General features: G+C 68.9%; 26 protein-coding genes and 1 tRNA gene. 12 read left to right on the forward strand and 15 right to left on the reverse strand.

The window, feature by feature from the left end; all coding sequences use genetic code 11:
* Positions 1-17: 17 nt before the first annotated feature.
* The 8 genes from U1F38_RS14850 to U1F38_RS14885 form a co-directional block, all read right to left on the reverse strand.
* Complete coding sequence (locus U1F38_RS14850; protein WP_409987846.1) at positions 18-1,601, reverse strand: WS/DGAT/MGAT family O-acyltransferase; 1,584 nt, start codon at positions 1,599-1,601, stop codon at positions 18-20.
* 24 nt (positions 1,602-1,625) lie between these two features.
* Positions 1,626-2,213, reverse strand: coding sequence for an N-acetyltransferase family protein (locus U1F38_RS14855; protein ID WP_409987847.1), 588 nt, complete (start codon positions 2,211-2,213; stop codon positions 1,626-1,628).
* Positions 2,210-3,298 carry a PHA/PHB synthase family protein gene (locus U1F38_RS14860; protein ID WP_409987848.1) on the reverse strand — a complete coding sequence of 363 codons (1,089 nt, stop codon included), beginning with the start codon at positions 3,296-3,298 and terminating at the stop codon, positions 2,210-2,212. Before U1F38_RS14860 ends, U1F38_RS14855 begins: the two co-directional genes overlap by 4 nt.
* Positions 3,299-3,302: 4 nt before the next feature.
* Positions 3,303-3,791: a hypothetical protein gene (locus U1F38_RS14865; protein ID WP_409987849.1), complete on the reverse strand. Its 489-nt coding sequence runs from the start codon at positions 3,789-3,791 to the stop codon at positions 3,303-3,305.
* 72 nt (positions 3,792-3,863) lie between these two features.
* Entirely contained in the window at positions 3,864-5,039 is a 1,176-nt protein-coding gene (locus U1F38_RS14870) for a serine hydrolase domain-containing protein (RefSeq protein ID WP_409987850.1), read from the reverse strand.
* Positions 5,040-5,138: 99 nt separating this feature from the next.
* Positions 5,139-5,522 (reverse strand): dihydroneopterin aldolase, encoded by a 384-nt coding sequence (locus tag U1F38_RS14875; RefSeq protein ID WP_409987851.1) that lies wholly within the window; start codon positions 5,520-5,522, stop codon positions 5,139-5,141.
* A gap of 4 nt (positions 5,523-5,526) precedes the next feature.
* On the reverse strand, positions 5,527-5,940 hold the full coding sequence (locus tag U1F38_RS14880; protein ID WP_409987852.1) for a dihydroneopterin aldolase: 414 nt from the start codon (positions 5,938-5,940) through the stop codon (positions 5,527-5,529).
* Positions 5,937-6,755: an SDR family oxidoreductase gene (locus tag U1F38_RS14885; RefSeq protein ID WP_409987853.1), complete on the reverse strand. Its 819-nt coding sequence runs from the start codon at positions 6,753-6,755 to the stop codon at positions 5,937-5,939. The genes U1F38_RS14880 and U1F38_RS14885 overlap by 4 nt, the downstream gene beginning before the upstream one ends.
* 42 nt (positions 6,756-6,797) lie before the next feature.
* On the opposite strand from U1F38_RS14885, the gene U1F38_RS14890 reads away from it, so the two are divergent.
* Both U1F38_RS14890 and U1F38_RS14895 read left to right on the forward strand, forming a co-directional pair.
* Positions 6,798-7,982 (forward strand): class I SAM-dependent methyltransferase, encoded by a 1,185-nt coding sequence (locus tag U1F38_RS14890; RefSeq protein WP_409987854.1) that lies wholly within the window; start codon positions 6,798-6,800, stop codon positions 7,980-7,982.
* A gap of 948 nt (positions 7,983-8,930) precedes the next feature.
* On the forward strand, positions 8,931-9,125 hold the full coding sequence (locus tag U1F38_RS14895) for a DUF2905 domain-containing protein (protein ID WP_409987855.1): 195 nt from the start codon (positions 8,931-8,933) through the stop codon (positions 9,123-9,125).
* Here U1F38_RS14895 and U1F38_RS14900 read toward each other — a convergent pair whose 3' ends face one another.
* Together U1F38_RS14900 and rodA are read right to left on the reverse strand one after the other, a co-directional pair.
* On the reverse strand, positions 9,126-10,757 hold the full coding sequence (locus U1F38_RS14900) for a phospholipase D-like domain-containing protein (RefSeq protein ID WP_409987856.1): 1,632 nt from the start codon (positions 10,755-10,757) through the stop codon (positions 9,126-9,128).
* A 43-nt stretch (positions 10,758-10,800) separates the two neighbouring features.
* On the reverse strand, positions 10,801-11,955 hold the full coding sequence (gene rodA / locus U1F38_RS14905) for a rod shape-determining protein RodA (protein WP_409987857.1): 1,155 nt from the start codon (positions 11,953-11,955) through the stop codon (positions 10,801-10,803).
* A 39-nt stretch (positions 11,956-11,994) separates the two neighbouring features.
* Between rodA and U1F38_RS14910 the strand changes: the two genes are divergently transcribed.
* The 5 genes from U1F38_RS14910 (at position 11,995) to ruvC (ending at position 17,003) form a co-directional block, all read left to right on the forward strand.
* Positions 11,995-12,594, forward strand: coding sequence for a YqiA/YcfP family alpha/beta fold hydrolase (locus U1F38_RS14910; RefSeq protein WP_409987858.1), 600 nt, complete (start codon positions 11,995-11,997; stop codon positions 12,592-12,594).
* A gap of 176 nt (positions 12,595-12,770) precedes the next feature.
* The gene (locus U1F38_RS14915) at positions 12,771-14,831 is read left to right on the forward strand and encodes a ribonuclease catalytic domain-containing protein (RefSeq protein WP_409987859.1); all 2,061 of its coding nucleotides are present in this window, start codon (positions 12,771-12,773) and stop codon (positions 14,829-14,831) included.
* The gene (locus U1F38_RS14920; RefSeq protein WP_409987860.1) at positions 14,828-15,745 is read left to right on the forward strand and encodes an energy transducer TonB; all 918 of its coding nucleotides are present in this window, start codon (positions 14,828-14,830) and stop codon (positions 15,743-15,745) included. The genes U1F38_RS14915 and U1F38_RS14920 overlap by 4 nt, the downstream gene beginning before the upstream one ends.
* Complete coding sequence (gene mtgA, locus U1F38_RS14925; RefSeq protein WP_409987861.1) at positions 15,745-16,470, forward strand: monofunctional biosynthetic peptidoglycan transglycosylase; 726 nt, start codon at positions 15,745-15,747, stop codon at positions 16,468-16,470. The genes U1F38_RS14920 and mtgA overlap by 1 nt, the downstream gene beginning before the upstream one ends.
* Positions 16,467-17,003, forward strand: a complete 537-nt coding sequence (gene ruvC, locus U1F38_RS14930; RefSeq protein WP_409987862.1) for a crossover junction endodeoxyribonuclease RuvC — start codon at positions 16,467-16,469, stop codon at positions 17,001-17,003. Before mtgA ends, ruvC begins: the two co-directional genes overlap by 4 nt.
* A gap of 146 nt (positions 17,004-17,149) precedes the next feature.
* On the opposite strand, the gene U1F38_RS14935 is transcribed toward ruvC, so the two are convergent.
* A complete protein-coding gene (locus U1F38_RS14935; RefSeq protein WP_409987863.1) occupies positions 17,150-17,602 on the reverse strand; it encodes a hypothetical protein in 453 nt (150 codons plus the stop codon).
* 163 nt (positions 17,603-17,765) lie between these two features.
* Entirely contained in the window at positions 17,766-18,119 is a 354-nt protein-coding gene (locus U1F38_RS14940) for a hypothetical protein (protein WP_409987864.1), read from the reverse strand.
* 266 nt (positions 18,120-18,385) lie between these two features.
* Here U1F38_RS14940 and U1F38_RS14945 point away from each other — a divergent pair, with 266 nt between their 5' ends.
* Complete coding sequence (locus U1F38_RS14945) at positions 18,386-19,540, forward strand: acyl-CoA dehydrogenase family protein (RefSeq protein ID WP_409987865.1); 1,155 nt, start codon at positions 18,386-18,388, stop codon at positions 19,538-19,540.
* A gap of 200 nt (positions 19,541-19,740) precedes the next feature.
* Here U1F38_RS14945 and U1F38_RS14950 read toward each other — a convergent pair whose 3' ends face one another.
* Complete coding sequence (locus U1F38_RS14950; RefSeq protein ID WP_409987866.1) at positions 19,741-20,823, reverse strand: YeiH family protein; 1,083 nt, start codon at positions 20,821-20,823, stop codon at positions 19,741-19,743.
* Between the two features lie 122 nt (positions 20,824-20,945).
* On the opposite strand from U1F38_RS14950, the gene U1F38_RS14955 reads away from it, so the two are divergent.
* The 4 genes from U1F38_RS14955 (at position 20,946) to U1F38_RS14970 (ending at position 22,952) form a co-directional block, all read left to right on the forward strand.
* A complete protein-coding gene (locus tag U1F38_RS14955; protein ID WP_409987867.1) occupies positions 20,946-21,866 on the forward strand; it encodes a LysR family transcriptional regulator in 921 nt (306 codons plus the stop codon).
* Positions 21,867-22,097: 231 nt separating this feature from the next.
* Entirely contained in the window at positions 22,098-22,409 is a 312-nt protein-coding gene (locus tag U1F38_RS14960) for a hypothetical protein (protein WP_409987868.1), read from the forward strand.
* Positions 22,406-22,684, forward strand: a complete 279-nt coding sequence (locus U1F38_RS14965; protein ID WP_409987869.1) for a BrnT family toxin — start codon at positions 22,406-22,408, stop codon at positions 22,682-22,684. The genes U1F38_RS14960 and U1F38_RS14965 overlap by 4 nt, the downstream gene beginning before the upstream one ends.
* Positions 22,671-22,952 (forward strand): BrnA antitoxin family protein, encoded by a 282-nt coding sequence (locus U1F38_RS14970; protein ID WP_409987870.1) that lies wholly within the window; start codon positions 22,671-22,673, stop codon positions 22,950-22,952. Before U1F38_RS14965 ends, U1F38_RS14970 begins: the two co-directional genes overlap by 14 nt.
* A gap of 314 nt (positions 22,953-23,266) precedes the next feature.
* Here U1F38_RS14970 and U1F38_RS14975 read toward each other — a convergent pair.
* Positions 23,267-23,342: transfer RNA gene (locus tag U1F38_RS14975), tRNA-Phe, on the reverse strand.
* 35 nt (positions 23,343-23,377) lie between these two features.
* Positions 23,378-24,091 carry a response regulator gene (locus tag U1F38_RS14980; RefSeq protein ID WP_409987871.1) on the reverse strand — a complete coding sequence of 238 codons (714 nt, stop codon included), beginning with the start codon at positions 24,089-24,091 and terminating at the stop codon, positions 23,378-23,380.
* Between the last annotated feature and the right edge of the window lie 2 nt (positions 24,092-24,093).

The following is a 24,093-nucleotide window of genomic DNA, read 5'->3' on the forward strand; positions in this document are numbered from 1 at the left end:
GGTGGGAATGACAGACGCTACGAGGCCGCCGCACGCGAACGCACGCGCTTTGCGGCAGCCGGTTTGTCGCCGGCTGATTTGCGGGCGGGCGCGCGGCGCGGCGCGGACTTCTTGCGCGCCGGGGGCGGGGCGGCGGCGGCCACCGGCGCCATCGTGTCGGCCGGTGTGCCAGCGCCCTCCGCGCCATCCACGGCCGGCAGGCGCTTGATTTCGGCCAGCGCGTCTTGCAGGTAGCCCAGCAGTTCGGTGGACTCGTCCTGCGACAACGCGCGGCGGCAGGCGGTGATGCCGAACTCGAGCGTCCCGGCATAGCTCTGGACGGTGATGTTGACGGCCATGCCGTGGTAGGGAATGGAGACGGGATAAAACGCCACCATCCTGGCGCCTGCCACGTACAGCTGGATGGCGGGCCCGGGCACGTTGGAGACGGTGACGTTGGCCAGCGGCGGCAGCCGGCGCGCCAGGTTGGAGCGCCCGTACAGCGAGGCCAGGCTGGTCATGACCCAGGGCGAGCCGGTGAAGGGCAAGTCCACGCCCAGCACGGGCTTGAGTTCGCGCACCACGGCCTTGGCCGCCTCGGACGAAGCGTGGATGGCCGCAAAGCGCGCGGCGGGGTCTGCCAGGTCGGTGGCCAGATCGACCCGCACCATCGACACCTGGTTGTTCATGTCGTCGTTGCCCTCCACGCGCAGGCTGACCGGCACCGCGGCGATCAGGGGCTGGGCGGGCAGCAGGTTGCGCTCGGCCAGAAAGCGCCGCAACCCGCCGGCGCACATCGCCATGACGATGGTGTTGACCGTGCCGCCGACGCGCTTGCCCAGCGCCTTGAGCTCATCCATGGGCACCGACAGGGTGGTGAACGAGCGCTGGTTGGTGATGGCGTCGTTGAAGATGGTCTTGGGCGCCAGGCCCAGGTTGAGCGCGCGCTCGCCCGGTGTGCTCTGCTGGCCGGCCAGCACCCGCGCGGCGGTGGTGAGCGCGCGCGCCGCGGTGGGCAGCAGCTCGGCCAGCTTGCGGTATTGCTGGGCGGTGTTGGTGACGGCCGCCTGCAAGAGCTCGGTCACGCCCAACTGATAGGCCGTGGCGCGGCGCGCGCGGTGCGGCGGGCGCACGCGGCGGATTTCGGCGGAGGTGTCATACAGCACCTTGGCCAGCTCGGTGCCGGCCTTGCCGTCCACCCCGCTGTGGTGGGCCTTGGTGTAGAAGGCCACCTGGCCGTTTTGCAGGCCCTCGATGACGTACATCTCCCACAGCGGGCGGCTGCGGTCGAGCAGGCTGGAATGCAGTCGCCCCACCAGTTGCTGCAGCTGCGCCATGGAGCCCGGCCGGCGCAAGACGAGGCTGCGCACGTGGTAGTCCAGGTCGATGTCGTCATCATGGATCCACACCGGCTCGGCCAGCTCGAACGGCATGGTGGCCAGCTTGCGCGTGAGCACCGTGGCCAGGTGCAGGCGCTCGCCGATCATGGCCTTGACGTCTTCGTAGAAGTCGCCCTGGTAGTCCCTGGGCAGCTCCAGCAGCATGAGGCTGCCCACGTGCATGGGCGTCTCGGGCGTTTCAAGATGCAGAAAGGATGCGTCGAGGCTGCTGAGGTGGTGCATGGCTTGGTGTCCAGGGACTGGGGATCAGGCGCCGGCCACGCCGTAGGCGGCGTGGCGCCCGGCCACCGCCGCGACGTCGTGGCTGAGCAGCACCAGGTCGTGCAGGTCGCCGTCGCGATCGGCCACGTGCTGGCGCAGCAGGGCTTCGGGGTGAAACCCGAGGTCCTCGAACACGGCGATGGCGCCGGTCTGGTTGGTGGTCATTTGTGCCACCAGTTTTTTCAACCCCAGTTCGAGCGCCTGGATGAAGCACTCCTGGATCAGGCAGCGGCCCAGCCCGCGGCCGCGCTCGGACGAAGCCACCAGCACGCGCAGCTCGCCCACGTGGCGCGACCAGCTCAGCGGATCGGTGTAGATGGAGCTGCAACCCACCAGTTGGCCGCCCCGACGCGCCGCCAGGCCGGCCATGCGCCCGTCTTGCAGCGCGGCCATCCAGGCGTCGATCACCTTGGGATGGTTGATGTCGCGCGGCACGAACAGCAGGTCGGTGGTGGGCAGCCGGGCGACGAACTCGACCAGTGCCGCGCGGTCGCTGGCCTGCAGGCGGTTGAGTTCGACGGCGTCGCCGCCGCACTCGAGCGTGCGCGGGTAGCTGCGTGAAGCTTCGGTCATACGGAACGTCCCTCCAGCCAGGCGTCCAGCCTGGGCCACATGCGTTTGACAGCGTTGGCGCCGGCGGCAATGCTGACATGGCCGCCGGGCAACGTGACTTCTTCCTTGTCGGTGGAGCCGATCATGCCCAGCAAGGGTTGCGAGCAGGCGGCGGGCACGATGTGGTCGTACTGCGCGGCGATGTGCAGCAGCGGAATGGTGATCTGCTTGAGATCCACCGGGCGCCCGCGGATCGTCAGCGTGCCCTTGTACAGCGCGTTCTCGCGCAGCAACTCCTTGGTCATCTCGCGAAAATAGCCGCCCGGCACCGGCAGGGTCTCGTTGCCCCAGCGCTCCATCATGCGAAAGCCCACCACGTACTGATCGTTCCACATGTTGTCCCACAGCTTGATCTGCCCGGCCACGCGGCTGGCGGGGCGCAGCGCGTCGAAGCCGTTCCTGATGAAATCGGCGGGGATCACGCCGTTGCGATTGACGAAGGCATCCAGATCGAACGCCTTCTCGTCGGACATGGCGCGAAACAGCTCCATCTGCGAGAAGTCGATGGGCGTGGTGAAGCAGGCAATGTTGCGCACCGGCCCGCCCGGGTGCAGCGCCAGGTAGATCAGCGAGAGCATGCCGCCGGCGCAATACGACACCAGGTTGACGTCCTCCTCGCCCGAGTCCTGCTGCACGCGCCGGATGCAGTCGGGGATGAAGTCCAGCACGTAGTCGGCCAGGCCCAGGTCGCGCTCGGCGGCGGTGGGCGCGTTCCAGTCGATCATGTAGACGTCGTAGCCGCGCTTGAGCAAAAACTCGACCAGGCTTTGGCCGGGCGCCAGGTCGAGCACGTAACCCTTGTTGGTGGGCGCCATGACGATCAGCAGCGGAATGCGGTAGACCTCGTCGGCCAACGCGTGGTAGTGCACCAGCTCGACCGTGCCGCGCCGGTGCAGCACGGTCTTGGGCGTGCGGCCCACCGTGGGCGGCTCCGCGCCCATCAGCTCGATGCCCTTCAGGCCGCGCTGCACGGCGCGCTCCACTTCCAGGCGCAGGCGCTCGGTCAGGGCCAGGTCGGCGTCGCTGGTGCGGGCTTGGGTGGCCATGATGTCAAGCCTTGGCGGGGCGACGGGACCGGGAGGCGGTCTTGGCGGTCTTGGCGGGCTTGGCCTTGGTCTTGGCCGATGCGTCCTGGTTGGCCTTGGGCGCGGGCGCCACGGCTTCGGGCGCAGCCTGGGCCGGGGCAGCGGGCGCGCTGGGCGCGACGACGGGTGTGGCCGCAGGCTTGCGTGTGCGCGCCGGGCGGGGCACCTCATCGGGGGGCAGCAGGCGATCGAGTTTCTGCTCGATGCGCTCCAGCGTTTGCACCAACTCGGCCAGTTGCTTGCGGCTGGGCAGGTTGGCGCGGCGCAGGTAGCCATCGACCATCTTGTCGAAGCCCTGTTGCATGCCGGCGGACACCGCCGTGGCCTGTTGCAGCGAGCGCACCAGCTCGGGCGACTTCAGGCTGCCGGTGGCCATGGTATTGGCCTCACCCTCCAGGCGGTTGATGGCGTCGCGCCACATCTGCAACGGGTCGAGAAACAGCGAGGGGATCATGGGGGCTCCGGGCCGAGGGGGGAGAGAGAAATGGCTGAATCTGCCTGCAATGTAGCAGCGCCATGCCCCGCGTCAACACCCCAGCGCGCGATAGGCGTGGTGGCGCCACTCGAAGGTGTAGGGGTTGCCAAAGCCGTAGTAGCGCTGGGTCATCAGCACGCCGGCGATGTTCAGGCGCGGGTTGATCCACCACACGGTGCCGGCCAGGCCGCCCCAGCTCACTTCGTCGGCCGCGCCGGGCGGATCGAACGCACCGGGCTGGGCCAGCACCGACGAGCCCAGGCCAAACACCCGCCCGGGGTTGGCCGGCATGTTGGGAAACTGCACGTACAGCCCCGGCGCGACCTGGTTGCGCATCATCTGCGCGCGGGTGTCGGGCTTCAGCAGGCCGCCCTCGCCGGGCATCAGCGCCTGCACCAGGCGCACCGTGTCGTCCAGCGTGGACAGCAGCCCGCCGCCGCCGGTTTGCCGCAGCTTGGGGCTCATGTAGGCACCGGGGAAAGGCGCGGCGTCCATGCGCACCAGGCCCGGTTTGAGCGGGTCCATGAAGTCCACCCCGCCATACAGCGCGGCCAGGCGGGCTCGCTTGGCCTCGGGCGCCCAGAAGGCGGTATCAAGCATGCCCAGCGGGCCGCAGATGCGCGCCTGGAAGAACTCGCCCAGGCTTTGGCCCGACACCACCTCGATCACGCGGCCCAGCACGTCGGTGGCCAGCGAATACTCCCAGCGCTCGCCCGGCTGAAACGCCAGCGGCAGCGTGGCCAGCACGTCGATGAACTGCGCCTGGCTGAGCAGCGGGTTGTGCACCCCCGCTTCGCCATAGGCCTTGAACAGCAGGCTGCCGGGGTCAAACAGGCCGTAGGACAGGCCCGAGGTGTGCGTCATCAGGTGACGCAGCGTGATCGGCTGGCGCGCGGGCTCGACCTGGTCAATGGCGGTGGCGCCAGCGCGCAAGACGTGGCGATTGGCCAGCTGCGGCAGGTAGCGCTCCACCGGATCGTCCAGGCTCAGGCGGCCGTCCTCCAGCAGCAGCAGCACGGCGCAGGACGTCAGCAGCTTGGTGTTGGAGAACACGCGAAAGATGTGCTCCTCGCGCAGCGGCACGCCGGCCTCGACGTCGGCCTGGCCGCAGGCGAAGCGATCGACCACCTCGCGCCCGCGCAGCAGCACGCTGGAGGCGCCGGGCAAAAACTGGCGATCAACCTGCGACTGCAGGGCCGCGTGCAGGGCTTGAAAGGGGCTGCTCATGGGCGATGTCTCCGAAGGGGTTGCCTCGGCCGCATCGTAGCGGCGCGCGCCGACGCCCAGGCCGCGCCAGTCGCCTGCGCGACGCGCCCTACCGGCGCCCTACCAGCGCCCGGCCTGCATGCGGATGGCCACCGCGCAGTCATCGAAGATCTCCAGCTTGGTGATCTTCACGCGCACGCCCAGCACGCCGTGCAGGCCCAGCAGGCGCTCGCACAGCTTGCCGATCAGGCTCTCCAGCAGGTTCACGTGCTCGGCCGTGCATTCGTCGATGATGATCTGGCGCACCTTGCGGTAGTCCAGCACGTGGGTGATGTCGTCGTCAGCGGGCTTGAGCGGCTGCGCGCCCAGGTTGAGCTCGGCATCCACCTGGATGGGCTGCGGGCGGCCTTTTTCATGGTCGAGGATGCCCAGGCTGGCGGCAAAGCGCAGGCCGCTGAGGTGCAGGCGTTGCTCGCCCAGCTCGGTTTGGGGGTTGACGCTCATCGAGTCACCAGGGTTTGACGGCCACGCGCTCGACACCCACCGAGGCGCTGTCGGCATACACGTCGGGCTTGCGCGTGGCCACGCGCGCGGCCTGCACCTCGGGGCGGCGCAGCACGGCGGCCAGCACGGCGTCGCACAGGGTTTCCTGCAACTCGTGGTGCTGCTGGCCGACGGCCTGGGCAATCACCTCGCGCACGAAGTCGTAGTCCAGCGTGTCGCGGATGTCGTCGCGCGCGGCCTCGGCGTGCACAAGACGCACGCACAGATCGACATCGAACCACAGGCGCTGCGGCGCACCGCGCTCGAAGTCGTGCACGCCGATGCGCACCGCGCGCTCGTGTCGGCGCAGGCTGAGCAGGCGGCACTCCAGCGCCAGGCGCGCATCCAGCGCCGCGAAAGCCAGCAGCATGGAGTTCATGCGGCCGCCCCCTTCGCGCCGTCAATGGAGTACATGACATCGCGATCGAGCGCCACCAGATGCTGGCCGTTGTCGGCCTGCAGTGTGGTGCCGTTCAGGCTCACGTTCTCCGCGATGAACACGGCGCAGCGCGCCACATCCGCCGGGTCGATCGGCTGGTGCAGCAGGTTGACGCGGCTGGCGCGCTCGAAGTTGCTCTGCGTCTGCGGCCCGCTCAGGTACATCAGCCCGGGCGACAGGCCGCACACCCGAACCCAGGGTGCCAGCGCCTGCGCCTGCAGGGCCACGCTTTGGGCCAGCGCCAGCTTGCTCACGGTGTAGGAAAAATAGTCCGGATTGAGGTTGTGCACCTTCTGGTCCAGCACGTGCACCACGCTGTGCAGCCCCGCCGTCGGCTGGCCACCTTCGGCCAGCGCCCGCGCCAGCCCGTTGGCCAGCAGCAGGGGTGCGATGGTGTTGGTGGAAAAATGATCCAACAGGCCGTTGGCACTCGCCGACAGGGCGTCATCCGCTTCAAAAACAGAAGCATTGTTGACGATGCAGTGCGGCAGCGCGCCCGCCAGTGCGCGGCCCAGGTGCAGCACGGTCAAGCCCGCATCGGGCGCGCGCAAATCGGCCTGCAACAGGTGGCAGCGGCGGCCCATGCGCTCGATGTCGGCCTGCAGGGCGTGCGCCTCATCCTCCGAATGGCGATGGTGGGCCAGCACGTCCCAGCCGGCGCGCGCAAAGGCCAGGCTGATCTCGCGCCCCAGCCGGCGCGCCGCGCCGGTGACCAGCACGGTGCGCGTTGGGGATGGGCGAAGAGCAGCGGACACGGGCCGCATTGTGGCAAATCGGCGCCGCGGGCGGCTGCGCGCATGGCGGACAATTCGCCCGTGTCTTCCACCGCCGCCTCACACGCCCCATCCGCCGAACTGGCCGCGCACATCGTCCACGCCATCCAGGCCGCCGGCGGCTGGCTGCCCTTTGACCGCTTCATGCAGCTGGCGCTGTACGCGCCGGGCCTGGGCTACTACGCCCATGGCTCGCGCAAGTTCGGCCAGCTGGCGCGCGACGGCAGCGACTTCGTGACCGCGCCCGAGCTTTCGCCGCTGTTTGGCCAGACGCTGGCCGGCGCCGTGGCCGAGGCCTTGCAGCACACCGGCACGGATGAGGTGTGGGAATTTGGCGCGGGCTCCGGCGCGCTGGCCGAGCAGGTGCTGGGCGAGCTGGCGCGGCGCGGCCAGTCGCTGCGCCGCTACACCATCGTCGATGTGTCGGGCGCTCTGCGCACGCGTCAGCAGCAGCGCCTGGCCGCGCACGGCGCCATCGTGCAATGGGCCGACTCCCTGCCCGAGACCATGACCGGCGTGGTGCTGGGCAACGAGGTGCTGGACGCCATGCCGGTCAAGCTGCTGGCGCGGGTGGACGGGACGTGGCACGAGCGGGGCGTGGTCTGCAAGCCAAATCGGCCGCTGACGCCCAATGGACGAGCGCAAGCAGCTATCAATTCAGAAGCATTCGCATGGCATGACCAGCCCACCGCGCTGCGCCCGCCGGTGGAGATCGACGGCGAGCACGACTGCGTGACCGAGATCCATCCCCAGGCCGAGGCCTTCGTGCGCACCCTGGCCGAGCGCCTGCTGCGCGGCGGCCGCGGCGCGGCGTTTTTCATCGACTACGGCTTTCCGGAGGCCGAGTACTACCACCCGCAGCGCCACATGGGCACCCTGGCCTGCCACCGCGCGCACCGCATGGACGACGAGCCGCTGGCGGACGTGGGCGAGAAGGACATCACCGCCCACGTCAACTTCACCGGCATCGCCCTGGCCGCGCAGGACGCGGGCCTGTCGGTGCTGGGCTACACCAGCCAGGGGCGCTTTCTGTTCAACGGCGGCCTGGCCGAGCGCATGGCCGCGCTGCCGCTCATCGAGCGCGCGCCCGCGATGAAGCTGCTGGCCGAGCACGAAATGGGCGAGCTGTTCAAGGTCATCGGCCTGGCCGTGGGCGAAGGCTGGGCCGCGCAAGGGTTTGCGACGGGCGACCGCACGCACCGGCTGTGAGCGCCGCAAACGCCCGCGCGCGCCCGGCTTGGTTCCCTCGCCCATTGGGGCAGCGGGTTGGGGTGAAGGGTTGGGGGGAATGTGCGGTCTTGCTCCCTCGCCCCTCTGGGGAGAGGGTTGGGGTGAGGGGCCGCTGGCGTTGGAGTTGTTGGCCGTTGATTGCTTGCTCTGTTGTTCTGCGTGCTCCTGTTGGCCGGGATATGCGCCCGGCAGCGCACCTCCTTTTCTTGTACGCACAAGAAAAGGAGGCAAAAGAAAGCGCCCCCACGTCTGCGACCCCTGCGCTTCGCTACGGGGCAAACCTGCGCCGCAACGCTTGCGGGGTGCGCCGCAGAACTCGCTGCGTTCACTTCGTTCACTGCGCTCAAACAACCGCGGCGAGTCAGTCCACGAAGCGCGTGCATGCTGCGCTGCACGCGCCACCCCGCAAGCGCCGCGCCGCAGGCGCAGCCTCAAGGGGGAGGGAAAACCATTCGGGCCATCGCTGCGCTCGGCCCCAGGTTTGGCTGTTGGCGGGGCCGAGCGCAGCGATGGCCCGGGTTGGAGTTGAACTCCCCTCTGGCCGTGCCGAGAAGCGCAGGGCGTGGGGCGGGCATGGGCAACGCAGTATGCCCATGCATCGTGATCTGACTTGCTGCGGTTGTTTGAGCGGCGTGAGCGCAGCGAACAAAGCGAGTTCCGCAGCACCGCCCCGCGCGCGAGCATCGCAGGCTGCCCGCAGCGAAGCGAAGGGACACGGCCAGTGGGGTCGCCTTTCTTTGGTTCCTTTCTTTGGCGAAGCAAAGAAAGGGACTGCGCCGCCGGGCGCACATCCCGGCCAGCGAGCGCATGCAGCACCGACTCAAAATCAAACTTCAGCAAACTACTCCAACGCTGCAGCCCCTCACCCCAGCCCTCTCCCCAAAGGGGCGAGGGGCAAGACCGCACTGAAGTGCTGAGGAACCTTCCATGATCCGCTGGCTGATCGTCGTCTTCCTGGCCCTGGTGCTGATCAATGGCCTGGCGCCCTTCCTGCGCAAGTTCGGCCTGGGACGGCTGCCGGGCGACTTTCACTTTCGGCTGTTCGGACGTGAGTGGTTCATCCCGCTGGCCAGCACCGTGCTGCTGAGCCTGCTGGCCAGCCTGATCGCCCGCTGGTTGTAGCTACAGCATTTCGTCGGGCGCCAGCGGGCTCAGCAGATCGGCCAGCAGGCGCAGCCACACGCTGGTGTCGGGCTCGTGGTCGGAGTCGCTGAAATCCGCGCCGGGCGGGGCCAGCCAGCGCAGCCGACCTTCGGGCGTCAGCACCACGCGCCAGGCGCCGACGGCGAGACCGGCCCGCAAGCGCTCCGCCGCCTGGCGCGCCAGCTCGGGGCTGTGGATCACCAATGCGACCTCGGAGTTCTGCAGCAGCGAGCGCTGGTCCAGGTTCATCGAGCCGACGCTGATCACGCGCTCGTCGACGATGACCAGCTTGGCATGCAGGCTGGCGCGCGAGCCGCGGCCGCTCGAGCCCCCCGCGGCCGAGCCGAGCACCGCCCGGGTCAGCCGCGCGGGTTCCAGCGCGCGCATCTCGTACAGCTCGACGCCCAGGTGCAGCATCTGCTTGCGGTGGCGCGCGTAGCCGACCTGGGCCAGCAGTGCGTCGGTGGAGGCCAGCGAGTTGGTAAACACCAGCACCCGAACGCCGCGCTGAAGCATGCGGGCAAATTGCTCGATCATGTCGGCGCCGGGCACGAAATACGGCGAGACGATCAGCACCTCGTTGAGCGCGCGCTGCATCAGGCCGAGCATGTCGCCCACCACGCTGGGGTCGCTCTGCTCGTCGTGCCCTGGCACCAGCTTGAAGGGGCTGTCGGCGCGCAAAACGGCAGGTGCCCACACCAGCCGCAGCGCGACCAGATCCATCGGCGGGGGCGGCGGGGGCGTGTTGCCCGGGGCCGGCAGATCGCTGGCGTCCGGCTGGGTGGTCGCGCCCAAGCGGGCCAGCTCTTCGGGCGTGATGAGCGTCTCGACCGGATAGGCCAGAGGGTTGTTCCAGTAGCGGTCGAAGCTGGCCGACATGTCCTGCACCACGGGGCCGGCGGCCAGCACGTCCAGGTCGACGAAATTGCTGCCGCTGGCGATGCCGAAATATGCATCGCCCAAATTGCGCCCGCCAGTGACGCCCCAGGCGTTGTCGGCGATGAACAGCTTGTTGTGCATGCGATGCTGGATGCGCTGGAAGTCGTGCAACGAGCCCAGCGCGCGCAGCATGCCCAGACCGCGATCGCCGGGCAGCGGGTTGAACATGCGCATCTGCACGCCGGGCACGCTGGCCATGCGCATCACCAGCGCGTTGTGGCCCGCGCTGTTGAAGTCATCCAGCAGGATGCGCACGCGCACGCCGCGCCGTGCGGCCGTGCGCACGGCGCGCAGCAGCTCGGCCGCGCTGGGGTCGGCGTGGATGGCGTAATACTGGATGTCGAGCGTGCGCGTCGCCTGTTGCGTCAGCGCCAGGCGGGTCGCAAAGGCGTCCCTGGACGAGGCGATCAGCGCGAAGCCCGACACGTCCGGCCGCACGGCCTCGGGTCGCCGCTGGCTGACGAGTTGCCCCAGCGGCGTCGCCCCGGGTTGGGCCAGCGCGTGCGACACCGGGCGCTGCACGTCGGTGGGCAGGCTGGCGCAGCCGGATAGCAGCCCGATGAGCACGCCAAGCCCCGCCAGCCGACCGCGCCACAGCGCCGCAGCGCCTGGCGCGAGACCGGCGCCCGATCGATGCATGAATGCCCACACGCTCTGGATTGGCCGGATCATCGGCCATGATAAACACGCGGCCCGTTCGGCAGGCAGCGGCCCTTCAGCTTTGCATCAGGCGCCGCGCCTTGGCGATCGACATCAGCATGCCCAGCGCCAGCCCCAGCGTCACCATGGCCGTGCCGCCATAGCTGATGAAGGGCAGCGGCACGCCGACCACGGGCAGGATGCCGCTGACCATGCCCATGTTGACGAAGGCATAGGCAAAAAAGATGGTGGCCAGGCTGGCCGCCAGCAGGCGCGCGAACAGGGTCGGGCCGTCGGCGGCGATCATCAGGCTGCGCGCGATCAGGAAGATGAAGCCGGCAATCACCGCCAGGTTGCCCACCAGGCCGAATTCCTCGGAATAGGCAGCAAAGATGAAGTCGGTGGTGCGCTCGGGGATGAACTCCAGGTGCGTCTGCGTGCCCTGCATGAAACCCTTGCCCCACAGCCCGCCCGAGCCGATGGCGATCATGCCCTGCAGGATGTGAAAGCCCTTGCCCAGCGGGTCGCGCGTGGGGTCCAGCAGGGTGCACACGCGCTGGCGCTGGTATTCGTGCAGCACCACCCAGTCCATGCCGTCGGCGCACAGCTCGGGCTCGAAGGCCAGGATCAGCGCCACGCCGACGGCGGCGATCAGCACCGGCGGCAGCACCAGCTTCCAGGGCAGGCCGGCAAAGAAGATCACGGCCAGGCCGGCGGCCAGCACCAGCATGGCCGTGCCCAGGTCCGGCTGCTTGACGATCAGCCCCACCGGCACCGCCAGCAGCGCAAAGGCCACGGCAAAGTCCAGCGGGCGGGTTTGCCCTTCTCGGCGGTGAAACCACCAGGCCAGCATCAGCGGCGTGGCGATCTTCAGGAGCTCGCTGGGCTGGATCACCACGCCCAGGTTGATCCAGCGCTGCGCCCCCTTCTTGCTGATGCCGAACAGGGCGACGGCCACCAACAGCGCCACGCCCAGCGCGTAAACCGGCACGGCCAGTTGCATCAGCTGGCGCGGCGGCACCTGGGCCACCACGAACATGATGCCGGCGGCAATCAGCATGTTGCGCCCGTGGTCCACAAAACGCGTGCCGTGGTCGAACCCCGACGAGTACATGGCCAGCAGGCCCAGCCCGGCCAGCACCACGACAGCGGCCAGCAGCAACCAGTCGAAACCGCGCAACATCGGCGCCACCCGCTGCCACAGCGAGGGCTTGTCAAATACAACCGCCATGGGCCGAATTATCCCGCGCGATCACCGTAGCATCGCGCCATGACCACCACCCACCTGCTCTACCTGCACGGCTTTCGCTCCTCGCCCCAGTCCAACAAGGCGCGACAGATGGCGGCGCGCGTGCAGGCCGAGCACCCCACCGTGCACTGGTGGTGTCCGCAACTGCCGCCCTCGCCCCGCGCCGCCGCGGCGCTGATCGATGAGGGCACTGCCGACTGGCCGGCTGAGTACATGGCCGTCGTCGGCTCTTCGCTGGGCGGCTACTACGCCAGCTGGCTGGCCGAGCGGCGCGGCTGCCGCGCGGTGCTGCTCAACCCCGCCGTCGATCCGGCGCGCGACCTGGCCGCGCACGTCGGCGAGCAGAGCGCCTGGCACGACCCGGCGGCGAATTTCTTCTTTCGCGCCGAATACATCGAGGAGCTGCGCGCCCTGCGCGCCGGGCCGCTCGCCGACCCGAGCCGCATCCTGGCCGTCATCGCCAAGGGCGACGAAGTGCTCGCCTGGCGCGAAATGGTCGTGCGCTACGCCGGTGCGCATATCCGGCTGCTGGAGGGGGGCGATCATGCGCTGTCGGACTTTCCGGCGCTGATCGACGAGGTGATTGAATTCCTGCATCTCGCCCGGGATCAACAGTCCTGATTTGATAGCTGTTTGCGCTTGCTGAGCCTGCGCAAACACCTGATTTCATTCATAAACCGCCGCCGGACGGCCGCAGCGCCGCGCCGCGTGCCCGCTCACCGGCCCGCTCACCGGCCTGTTTTGTGCTCCCCCAGACAGCGCACCCACCGCCGTTGATGGGACAATCCATCCCCTCCATGTACATGCTTTTCGACGAAGCCGGCAAATTTTTGGCCGGCCGCATCCTCTCCGAGGCCGAAGCCTCCGCCCAGGTCGAGCTCGACTCGGGCAAGCGCGTCAAGGTCAAGGCCGCCAACCAGCTGCTGCGCTTTGACAAACCGGCGCCCGCCGAGCTGCTGGCGCAGGCCGAATCACAGGCCACCGACATCGACCCGGCGCTGGCCTGGGAATTCGCCCCCGAGGGCGAGTTCGGCTTTGCCGAACTGGCGGCCGACTACTTCGGCGCGGCGCCCGACACCGTGCAGCAGGCCGCCGCCCTGATGGCCCTGCAGCAGGCGCCGCACTACTTTCGCCGCGCCGGCAAGGGCCGCTTCAAGAAGGCGCCGGCCGACATCGTGGCGCAGGCGCTGGCGGCCATCGAGAAGAAAAAGCAGCTCGCCGCGCAGATCGCCGGCTGGGCGGGCGAGCTGGCGGCCGGCCGCTGCCCGGCGCCCATCGGCGAGCAGCTCTACAAGATCCTGTTCCGGCCGGACAAGAACGCCCCCGAATACAAGGCCGTGGTCGAGGCCGCGCGCGCCACGCAGCTGGCGCCGCTGACACTGCTGCAGCGGGCGGGCGCGATCACCTCGGCCTACCAGTTTCACTGGCAGCGCTTTTTGTTCGAGAACTTCCCCAAGGGCACCGACTTTCCGCCGCTGCCGCCCCTGGCCCTGCCGCAGGATTTGCCGCTGGCGCCGGTGCAGGCCTTCTCCATCGACGACTCGCAGACCACCGAGATCGACGACGCGCTGTCGCTGCAAGGCCTGGGCACGGGTACCGTGGAGCTGGGCATTCACATCGCGGCGCCGGGCCTGGCGATCGCGCCCGGCGATGCGCTGGACGACGTGGGCCGCAACCGCCTGTCCACCGTCTACATGCCGGGCTACAAGATCACCATGCTGCCCGACGACGTGGTGCAGGCCTGCACCCTGGCCGAAGGGCAGGATGTGCCGGCGGTGTCGCTGTACGTCACGCTCGATGAAGCCAGCCTGGCCATCCAGGCCAGCGAGACGCGCATCGAGCGCGTGCCCATCGTCGCCAACCTGCGCCACGACCAGCTCGATGCGCTCATCACGCCCGAATGGCTGGCGGGCACCCATGACGCAAGCCAAACCGGGGCTTTGCCCGCCCCCATCCAGCGCGAGCAGCTATCGTTTTTATATCGTCTGGCCCAGCACCTGAAGGCCAAGCGCGAGCAGGTGCGCGGCAAGCCCGAAACCTTCAACCGGCCGGACTACAGCTTCAAGCTGGTCGGCGTGGCCGATGGCCAGGCGCCCACGGGCGACGAGCAGGTGCAGATCACCCCGCGTCAGCGCGGCGCGCCGCTGGACCTGATGGTGGCCGAGCTGATGATCCTGGCCAACAGCAGCTGGGGCGAATGGCTCAAGGGCCTGGGCGTGCCTGCCATCTACCGCAGCCAGGCCAGCCTGCTGCCGGGCATCAAGGTGCGCATGGGGGCCAAGGCGCTGCCGCACGCGGGCATCGGCGTGCCCAGCTATTGCTGGAGCACCTCGCCGCTGCGCCGCTATGTCGATCTGGTCAACCAGTGGCAGATCATCGCCGCCGCACGCCACGGCACGGCCGCCGCGCTGGCCGCGCCCTTCAAGCCCAAGGACGCCCAGCTGTTCGCCATCATCAGCGCGTTCGACGCGGCCTACACGGCCTACAACGGCCACCAGGCCGCCATGGAGCGCTTCTGGACGCTGCAATGGCTGTGCCAGCACGGCGCCACCGAGCTGACGGCCAGCCTGCTGCGCGAGCAGGCCGGTGGCGCCTGGCTGGTGCGCGCCGACGAGCTGCCCCTGGTCTTCACCGTCATGGGCGCGCAAGCCCTGACCCGCGGCGCGCGCGTGCGCGTCAGGCTGGGCAACACCGACCCGATCGCGCTGGACGTGCACGGCACCGTGCTCGAGGTGCTGGCCGACACGCTGCCCGTCGCCGCCAGCGACACGCCCGACGACGAGGACGCCGACGCCGGCCCGCTGGCCATCGCGGTGGACATGAACGAAGCCGAGCCCGCCGGCGATACCCCCGCATGACACTGGCGCTGCGCCCCACCCTGCCCTCGCTGCGCCGCTTCAGCACCCTGCAGTGGGCGCTGGGCCTGTCGATCTTGTTGCACGCGGTGGTGCTGACGGTGCGCTTCGTCGACCCGCAAGGGCTCCGGCGCGTGTTCGAGAACAACACGCTCGACGTGGTGCTGGTCAACGCCAAGAGCGATGAAAAACCCGTCAAGGCCCAGGCCATTGCCCAGCACAACCTGGCCGGCGGCGGCGAGGCCAGCGACGCGCGCATCGCCAGCACGCCCCTGCCCCCCAGCGCGCGCGAGGCCGAGGGCGACGCCGCGCTCGACCAAAGCCAGCGCGAAATCCAGCGCATGCTGCAACAGCAGGAGCAACTGCTGGCCCAGGTGCGCCAGCAACTGGCCGCCCTGCCCGCGCCCGATCCGGCCCGCATCCAGAACGATCCGCAGGCCCGGGCCGACCAGGACCGCCGCCAGCAACTGCAAAAGCTGCTGGCCGCCATCGAGCGGCGCGTGCAAGAGGAAAACAGCCGCCCGCGCAAGCGCTTTCTCAGCCCCGCCACCCTGGGCGCCACCTACGCGACCTATTACGACGAGATGCGCCGCAAGATCGAGCAGGTGGGCACCGCCAACTTTCCGCACGTGGCCGGGCGCAAGCTGTATGGCGAGCTGCTGATGGCGCTGCTCATCAACCACGACGGGCGCATCCTGGACGCGCGCGTGGTGCGCGGCTCGGGCGACCGCATGCTCGACCGCCTGGCCGAGGCGATCGCGCAAAAGGCCGCGCCCTTCGGCCCTTTCACGCCGGCCATGCGCAAGGACACCGATCAGTTCGACGTCACCGCGCGCTTTCGCTTCACGCACGAACAGACGCTGGAGACCACGCTGCAGGCCGACGAGATCGGCGCCACCCGCAGTGGGGTGCGCTGATGCGCCACGTGGGGCGCTGGCTGCTGCTGGCCGCCGCGGCCGCGCTGGTGCTGCAACTGTTTTTCATCAGCCGCATCGCGCTGATGGCCGTGATCGACCCACAGTCCACCACCTTCGAGCGCTCCGAGGCCTGGCGCCTGGCCCAAGACGGCCCCCTGCGCTGGAGCCAGCACTGGCGCGACTATGACCAGATCGCCGACACCTTGAAGCGCGCGGTGATCGCGTCCGAGGACGACAGCTTCACCAACCACGACGGCGTGGACTGGGAAGCCATGGAGCGCGCCTGGGAGCGCAACGCCAAGGCCGAGCAGGCAGCAGCCACCCGCGCCGAGCAAAACCTGCCGGCGCGCCCCATCAAGATCCGCGGCGGCTCCACCATCACCCAGCAACTGGCCAAAAACCTGCTGCTGTCGGGCGAGCGCACCCTGCTGCGCAAGGGCCAGGAGCTGGTGCTGACCTTTGCGCTCGAGCGCCTGCTGTCCAAGCGCCGCATCCTGGAGATCTACCTCAACCACGTCGAGTGGGGCACCGGCGTGTTCGGCGCCGAAGCCGCCGCGCAGCACTACTTCAAGAAGAGCGCCGCGCAACTGAGCGCGTGGGAGGCCGCCCGCCTGGCCGTCATGCTGCCGCGCCCGCGCTACTTCGAGCAGCGCCCGCGCTCGGCCTACCTCAACCAGCGCGCCGCCACGATCGTCGCGCGCATGAAGCGCGCCGAGCTGCCATGAGGATTCTGGGCATCGACCCCGGCCTGCGCACCACCGGCTTTGGCGTGCTCGACGTGGACGGCCCGCGCCTGGCCTATGTCGCCAGCGGCGTCATCCGCACGCACGACGCCGCCCAGGGCGATTTGCCCGCGCGGCTGAAGCTGCTGTTCGACGGCATCCGCGAGGTGCACGCCCGTTTTCAACCGCAGGCCGCCGCGGTCGAGATCGTCTTCGTCAACGTCAACCCCCAAGCCACGCTGCTGCTGGGCCAGGCGCGCGGGGCCTGCGTCACGGCGCTGGTGCATTGCGGCCTGCCGGTGGCCGAATACACCGCGCTGCAAATGAAAAAAGCCGTGGCCGGCCACGGCAAGGCCGCCAAGGCGCAGGTGCAGGCCATGGTGCAGCGCCTGCTGGGCCTGCCCCAAGCCCCCGGCCCCGACGCCGCCGACGCGCTGGGCCTGGCCATCACCCACGCCCACGCCGGCGGCACGCTGGCGCGCCTGCACGCCGCCGGGCTGGGCCGCACCACCAGCAGCATGTACCGCCGCAGCTGATCCGGTGCGCGCCCCCCGGATCACTGGACTACCCTCCGCGCTGCGCGCTGCGGGGTTTCGCGCTTGGGAGCGGCCCGGCGCGCTCACTGGACTACCCTCCGCGCTTGCGCGCTGCGGGATTCGCGCTTGGGAGCGGCCCGGCGCGCTCACGCCGGCTTGTCGGGCGTGCGCCGCAATTCGCGCCGCCGCGCGGCGATCGGGTCGATGGCGGCCTTGCGCCCCGCACGCGCCGGCTTGCCCGCGCGCGCCAGCGGCACGGCCGCCACCGCCTCACCCAGCTCCGGCGGGGCCGCGCCCGCGTCCTGCCAGACAAAACCAGGGCGCGCGCCGCGCAGCCCCAGCTGTACGCGCCCGGCGCACACCTGCACGCTGACGGCCGCGCCCACCAGCGATGCCGGCAGGCCCTGCGCCCAGGCCAGCAGGCGCTGGCGCTGCACCTGCTGGCGGTGGGCCAGCAGCTCCCGCTGCGCCTGCTTGACCTGCGCCTCGCGCTGCGCGCGCGTCAGGCGCGGGTGCTCCAGCACGGCGGCGACGCGCCGGGCCAGCGCCCGCTCGACGGGGTCGGGGGATTGGGATTCGAGAAACTGAAACGTCGACATGAACACTCCTTGGCATGGTGAAAACCAGCGCGACGCAGGCGGTGCAAACAGGCGCACCTGTCCCCGCGCAACGCTTCCAGCTCATGCCATCGGGGTGTTCAGTTCATGTCAACATCCAAAAAAATCAGGGGTGAATTCTCGCTCAATTTCCGCCTTGCGGCGCTCACTGCGAGCGCTTGCGCTGGCCCGGTGCGCCCTTCTCCCGCCGCCTTTGCCGGTACCACTTCGGGTCGCGGTTGATTCTGACTTCTTCCACGAAGTGCTCTGGCGCGCACGCCATCATGGCCATGGGGCTGCGGCGGATCAGCTCGCAGGACTCCTCGAACGTGCGGCACAGCGTCACCTCGCAGCCGCAGCTGCCGCACACCCGCACCCGCGCGTCGTCGGTGGCCAGCATGCGCGCCCAGCGTTTGGGGCACAGCATGCCCCAGCGGGGTGTGCAGTACTGCACCTCCACCCGCATGAGGAAAGCGTAGGAATCGGTGGGGTCGGGCAGCGGTGCTTGATTGCGTTGCAAGGTCATCAACCAAAATAGCATGAATGCCCTTCGGGACTTTCCCTAGGAGGCTGTCGGACTCGGAACGTCGATAGCGAAAATCGGCCCCAGCGAGCACAGTTTTTGCCGGATTTGCAGCCCACTAGCCGAGCTAATGGGCAAAAAGACGGTGGAAAATGGGCCGCTGCAGTCGATTTGCAGCCAACGATTTCCAAGTCCGACAGCCTCCTAGGCGTATCGCCAAGGTGTCCCAGACAAGCCCCCCCGCCTTGGCTACAGTGCCGGGCATGAATCCCACACCCCGCCCCCTTTTCAGCACCGAGCACGACGCCTTTCGCGCGCTGGTGCGCCGCTTTTGCGAAAAGGAAATCGCGCCGCACCACGCCGCCTGGGAAGAAGCTCACGGCGTGCCGCGCGCCGTGTGGCGGCGCGCCGGCGAGCTGGGCCTGCTGGGCTGCTGGCTGCCCGAGGCGCAGGGCGGCCACGGGGCCGATTTGCTGTTCGACATGATTGTGGCCGAGGAGCTGGGCCGCATCGGCGCCACCGGCCCCGGCTTTGCCCTGCACTCCGTCATCGTCATGCCCTACCTCACGGCGCATGCCGCGCCCGCCTTGCAGCGCGCCCTGCTGCCCGCGATGGTGCGCGGCGAGTCGATCAGCGCCATCGCCATGACCGAGCCCGGCGCCGGCAGCGACCTGGCCGGCATGCGCACGCAGGCGCGCCGCGATGGCGATCACTACGTGCTGAGCGGCCAGAAGACCTTCATCACCAACGGCCACAACGCCGACGTGATCGTGGTGGCCTGCAAGACCGACGCCAGCCAGGGCGCGCACGGCGTGTCGCTGCTGGTGGTGCAGGATGGCATGGCCGGCTTCACGCGCGGGCGCAACCTGCGCAAGATCGGCCAGCACGCGCAGGACACGGCCGAGCTGTTCTTCGACAACGTTCGCGTTCCGGCCGACCACCTGCTGGGCGAGGAGGGCAAGGGCTTCAAGTACCTGATGCAGAAGCTGCCGCAAGAGCGCCTGCTCATCAGCGTGCAGTGCCAGGCCCGCGCCGAAGCCGCCTTCGACTGGACCGTGCAGTACGTGCAGGAGCGCCAGGCCTTCCGGCAGCGCCTGGCCGATTTTCAGAACACCCGCTTCAAGCTGGGCGCGCTGGCCGCCGACCTGGCCGCCGGCCGGGCCTATTGCGACCAGTTGCTAGCCCGCCACCTCGCCGGCGAACTGGACGCCGTGGGCGCCGCCGCCGGCAAGCTGTGGCACAGCGAGCTGCTGGGCCGCGTGACCGACGAGTGCCTGCAGCTCTTCGGCGGCTACGGCTACATGCACGAATACCCCATCGCCCGCGCCTGGAGCGACGCGCGCATCGAGCGCATCTACGGCGGCACGTCCGAGATCATGAAGGAGATCATCGCCCGCGATCTGCTGGATGGGCGTTGAAGGCAGCCGAGCGCAAAGGCAACGCAAAGAACGCCAAAACACCGTCAACTGAGCTTGATTGGCCGAAAGGCCTTTTTTTGCAAGCGCAGGCAGCTATCAAATCGGCAGCGGCGAATTTGGATTCTTCTGCGCCCTTTGCGAATTCTTTGCGTCCTCTGCGTCCGGCCGTTCGGCTTTGCGTCCGGCTGTCCCTTTGTGCTTCAGCCCAGCACCAGCCGGTTGAGCAGCGCCCCGCCCACCATCAGCCAGCCAAACAGCATCAGGGCCAGCAGCAGCGGACGCACGCCCGCCCTGCGGATGGCGCTGACGTGGGTGGTCAAGCCCAGGGCCGCCATGGCCATGGCCAGCAGGTGGTTGTCCAGCTCGGTCGCCGCCCGCGTCACCGGCGCCGGCAGCCATTGCAGGGAGTTGAACAGCACCACCGCGACAAAACCCACGGCAAACCAGGGCACCGTCACGCGCGGTGCGCTCGGGCGGGCCGCCCCGGTCGCGCGTCGATCCGCGCCGGGGTGTCGCGCCAGCCAGGCCGACAGGCCGATCAGAAACGGCGCCAGCATCATCACGCGCACCATCTTGGCGATCACGGCCGTGTCGGCCGCGGCGGCGCTCACGGCATTGCCTGCCGCCACCACCTGCGCCACCTCGTGCACGGTGGAGCCGATGTAGACGCCAAACGCATGCTCGCCGCCGGCCATGAACCCCCAGTGCCGGTTGAGCTCGAAGAGCGCGGGATACAGAAACGTCGCCACGGTGCCGAACACCACCACCGTGGCCACCGCCACCGTCACCTGCTCGGCACGGCCCTTGACCACCGGCTCGGCCGCCAGCACGGCCGCCGCGCCGCAGATCGAGCTGCCGGCGCCGATCAGCATGGCGGCCTGCCGATCCAGCCCCAGCCAGCGCGTGCCCAGCCATACCGCCAGCACAAAGGTGCCACACACCACCGCCGCGTCGATCAGCACGCCGGCCGCGCCCACTTGCGCGACGTCCTGCACCGTCAGGCGCAGGCCGTACAGCACGATGCCCAGGCGCAGCAGGTTCTGCTTGGAGAACACCACGCCTGGCTCTGCGTGGACGGCGATGCGCGCATACCCCAGGTTGCCCACCACCATGCCCAGCACGATGGCCAGGCTGAGCCCGCTCAAGCCCGCAGCCTGCACCCAGGCGTGCTCGGCCAGGCGCAGCGCCAGCCAGCCCAGGCCGGCGCTCAGCACCAGCCCCGGCAGCAGGCGGCTTCCCGCATCCCATCCGGCCAACCCGGCCGTTCTCGACAAGACAGACATTTCCACTCCGTTGCGATCACGTGCATCACCATGCACAGCCCGCACTGTAGAAATCGGCCATCAATCTGTCCAACGAATGATTTTTGTATGATCAAACTGTTTTGCCGATTGATAATGCAGTCATGGATCCTTTGCACCTGACGCTGCGGCAACTGCAAATCTTTGCCGCCGTGGCGCACGCCGGCAGCACCGCCGCAGCCGGCGACGCGATCGGCCTGTCGCAGTCGGCCACCAGCGCCGCCCTGAAGGAGCTGGAGCGCGTGCTGGACGCCCCCCTGTTCGACCGCGTGGGCAAGCGCCTGCAGCTCAACAGCAACGGACGCTCGCTGCTGCCGCGCGCCCGGTCGCTGCTGGACGGCGCCGCCAGCCTGCAACGCACCGCCCGCGGCGAGCTGGACACGCCCGACGCCCTGCGCATCGGCGCCAGCACCACCATCGGCAATTACGTGCTGCCGCGTTGGCTCAGCCTGCACTGGGCGCCCTGGTACGCCGCGCAACCGCCCGAGTGGCATGCCGAAGTGAAGATCGGCAACACGGCCGAAATCTGCCGCGCGGTGGCCGATTTCACGCTGGACATCGGCCTGATCGAAGGCCCTTGTCAAGACCCGTTGCTGCACACGCGTCCCTGGCTGCGCGACGAGTTGATCATCGTGGCCTCGCCCCGGCTGGCGCGCCAGCTGCAGCCCCAGGCGACCGCCGTGCCCGTCAGCGTGCTGCGCCAGCAGGTCTGGCTGCTGCGCGAGGCCGGCTCGGGCACCCGCGTGGCCACCGACCTCGAGCTGCTGCCGCACCTGCGCGCCTACCGCCGCAGCATCGAGCTGGGCAACTCCGAAGCCATCAAGCACGCCGCCGCCGAGGGCCTGGGGCTGGCCTGCCTGTCCGAATGGGTGGTGGCCGACCTGGTCAAATCCGGGCGGCTCGCGCGCGTGCCCACCACGCTGCCGCGCATGCGGCGCCCCTGCTACGTGGTGCTGCACCGCCACAAGCAGATGACGGGCGGGCTCGAGCGCTTGACGGCGTCGCTGATGCAAAACGAAAGCTGAAACCGCGCCGCGCCATGCACCGTTGATCCCCTGCGGCAGAACGCCCGAAAAAGCACGCGCCCACCGGACCACGAAGCCGCGTTGTCCTCCTGACGCCCTGCGTGCGCGGCCTGATTGCCGGCCTGCCCCACCGTGGCGCTCTCGTGTTTGCTGGCACCCGTGGCGACAAGCCCACAAGCACCCACGCGCGCGAACCCCGCCGCTTGCGCCGTGACTGGTGTTGACGTGACCTTGCACGGCCTGCGCCGCAGTTTCGGCAGTCTGGCCGAGCGGCTGGAATTGCCTGCCGGCGTGGTGGCGCAGATTCAGGGCCACAAGCCCAGCGCCACCGCCGAAAAGCATTGCCGCGTGCGCCCGCTGGACTTGCTGCGCCTGCACCACGAACGGTTCGACGTGTGGATTTTGGAGCGGGTCGCCGTGAAGTTCATCGCCAGCAAGAAGCCCGGCAAGCTGCTGACAGTGGGCAGTGGGCAGCGCCGCCAAATAACGCAACGACAAAAAATCCCTGAAAAACGAATAAACGCAACTACAATAAAGCCATGAACATCACGTTCGACCCGGACAAGGACGAAGCCAACCGGGCCAGACATGGTGTATCGCTTGCTGATGCTGCGGGCTTCGAGTGGGAAACCGCTTTGGTATGGCCTGACCACCGCCACGACTATGGCGAACCGCGCATGGCGACACTGGGATACATCGGCCCGCGCATCATGGCCGTGGTGTTCACCGACCGCCCCGAGGGCAAGCCCACGGAGCGCCGCATCATCAGTCTGAGGAAAGCCAACCGCCGCGAGGTGACACGCTATGCCGAAACTTAAACCCGGAACCATCCTGCCGACGCCTGCGGAAGATGCAGCCATTTCCGCCGCCGCCCAAGCCGACCCGGACGCACGCCCGTTTACCGATGCCGAATGGGAGGCGGTAAAGCCACAGGCACGCCGGGGCCGCCCGCTGGGCAGTGGCACCAAAATTCAGGTGACCATGCGCCTGGACGTCGACACGGTGCAGCGCCTGCGCGCGACCGGGGCAGGCTGGCAAACCCGCGTCAATGACGTGTTGCGCAACTGGGTCAAACGCCACGCCTGATGAGATCTTGCCCGCGATCCCCCGGCGCGGCCTATCCGCTACTTGACGCCCTGCGGGTTCCAACTGACGGTCACCACGCAAGCCGGTCGCACCGGAGCGTTTTGCCTCGGAGTTCATCAGGATCGCCCCCGGTCTTGAAGAGACTGGCTTTTTCATGCCCGCCGCGTGCGGGCTTTTTTGCGAACGCGCCGCGATGGCCCACCGACGGGTGCAAAACCTCGCCCCGGTGCCTACACAGCGGTTACACGGGCTGGAAAAAGAAAACCCCGCTGCGAAATTGCTAGCGGGGTTTTCAGTGCCCATGCGGGCTTGTATGGTGGCCTGGGGCGGAATCGAACCACCGACACAAGGATTTTCAGTCCTCTGCTCTACCGACTGAGCTACCGGGCCGTAAAACGCGAGATTATATCGGGTTTCTGGCGCGCTCAAGCCGTCGCCTGGCTGCTTTTTCGCCCGCGCGCCAAGTCGACGCCCAGTTGCTTGAGCTTGCGGTAGAGGTGGGTGCGCTCCAGGCCGGTTTTTTCGGCCACGCGGGTCATGGAGCCGCCCTCCTTGGCCAGGTGAAACTCGAAATAGGCCTTCTCGAACGCGTCGCGCGCCTCGCGCAGAGGCTGGTCCAGCTCGAACGAGCGCTGGGGCTGGGGCGACAGGTCGAGCGCCTGGGGCAACGTCTGCCCGCCGGTCATCGCCGCTTCGACCGTGAGCTCGGCGTCGGTGGCAACGGCCGGCGCACGGGGCTCGACCTCGCGCACCGGTGCCTCGGGCGGTGGCGGCGTCGAACGCGCCAGCGCGTGCTCGACGCTCTTGAGCAGCTTTTGCAGCGTGATGGGCTTTTCGAGAAACGCGTGCGCGCCGATGCGCGTGGCCTCCACCGCGGTCTCGATGGTGGCGTGGCCGCTCATCATGATGACGGGCATGGTCAGCAGACCGGTGCCGCGCCACTCCTTGAGCAGGGTCACGCCGTCGGTGTCGGGCATCCAGATGTCGAGCAGCACCAGGTCGGGACGTGCGCGCTGGCGCGCGGCGCGGGCCTGCGCGGCGTTTTCGGCGAGTTCGACGGTGTGACCCTCGTCATTGAGGATCTCCGACAGGAGATCCCGAATGCCCAGCTCATCGTCAACCACCAGAATATTGGCCATGG

It is taken from the genome of Ottowia sp. (assembly GCF_046348305.1).
GTDB lineage: Bacteria > Pseudomonadota > Gammaproteobacteria > Burkholderiales > Burkholderiaceae_C > Ottowia.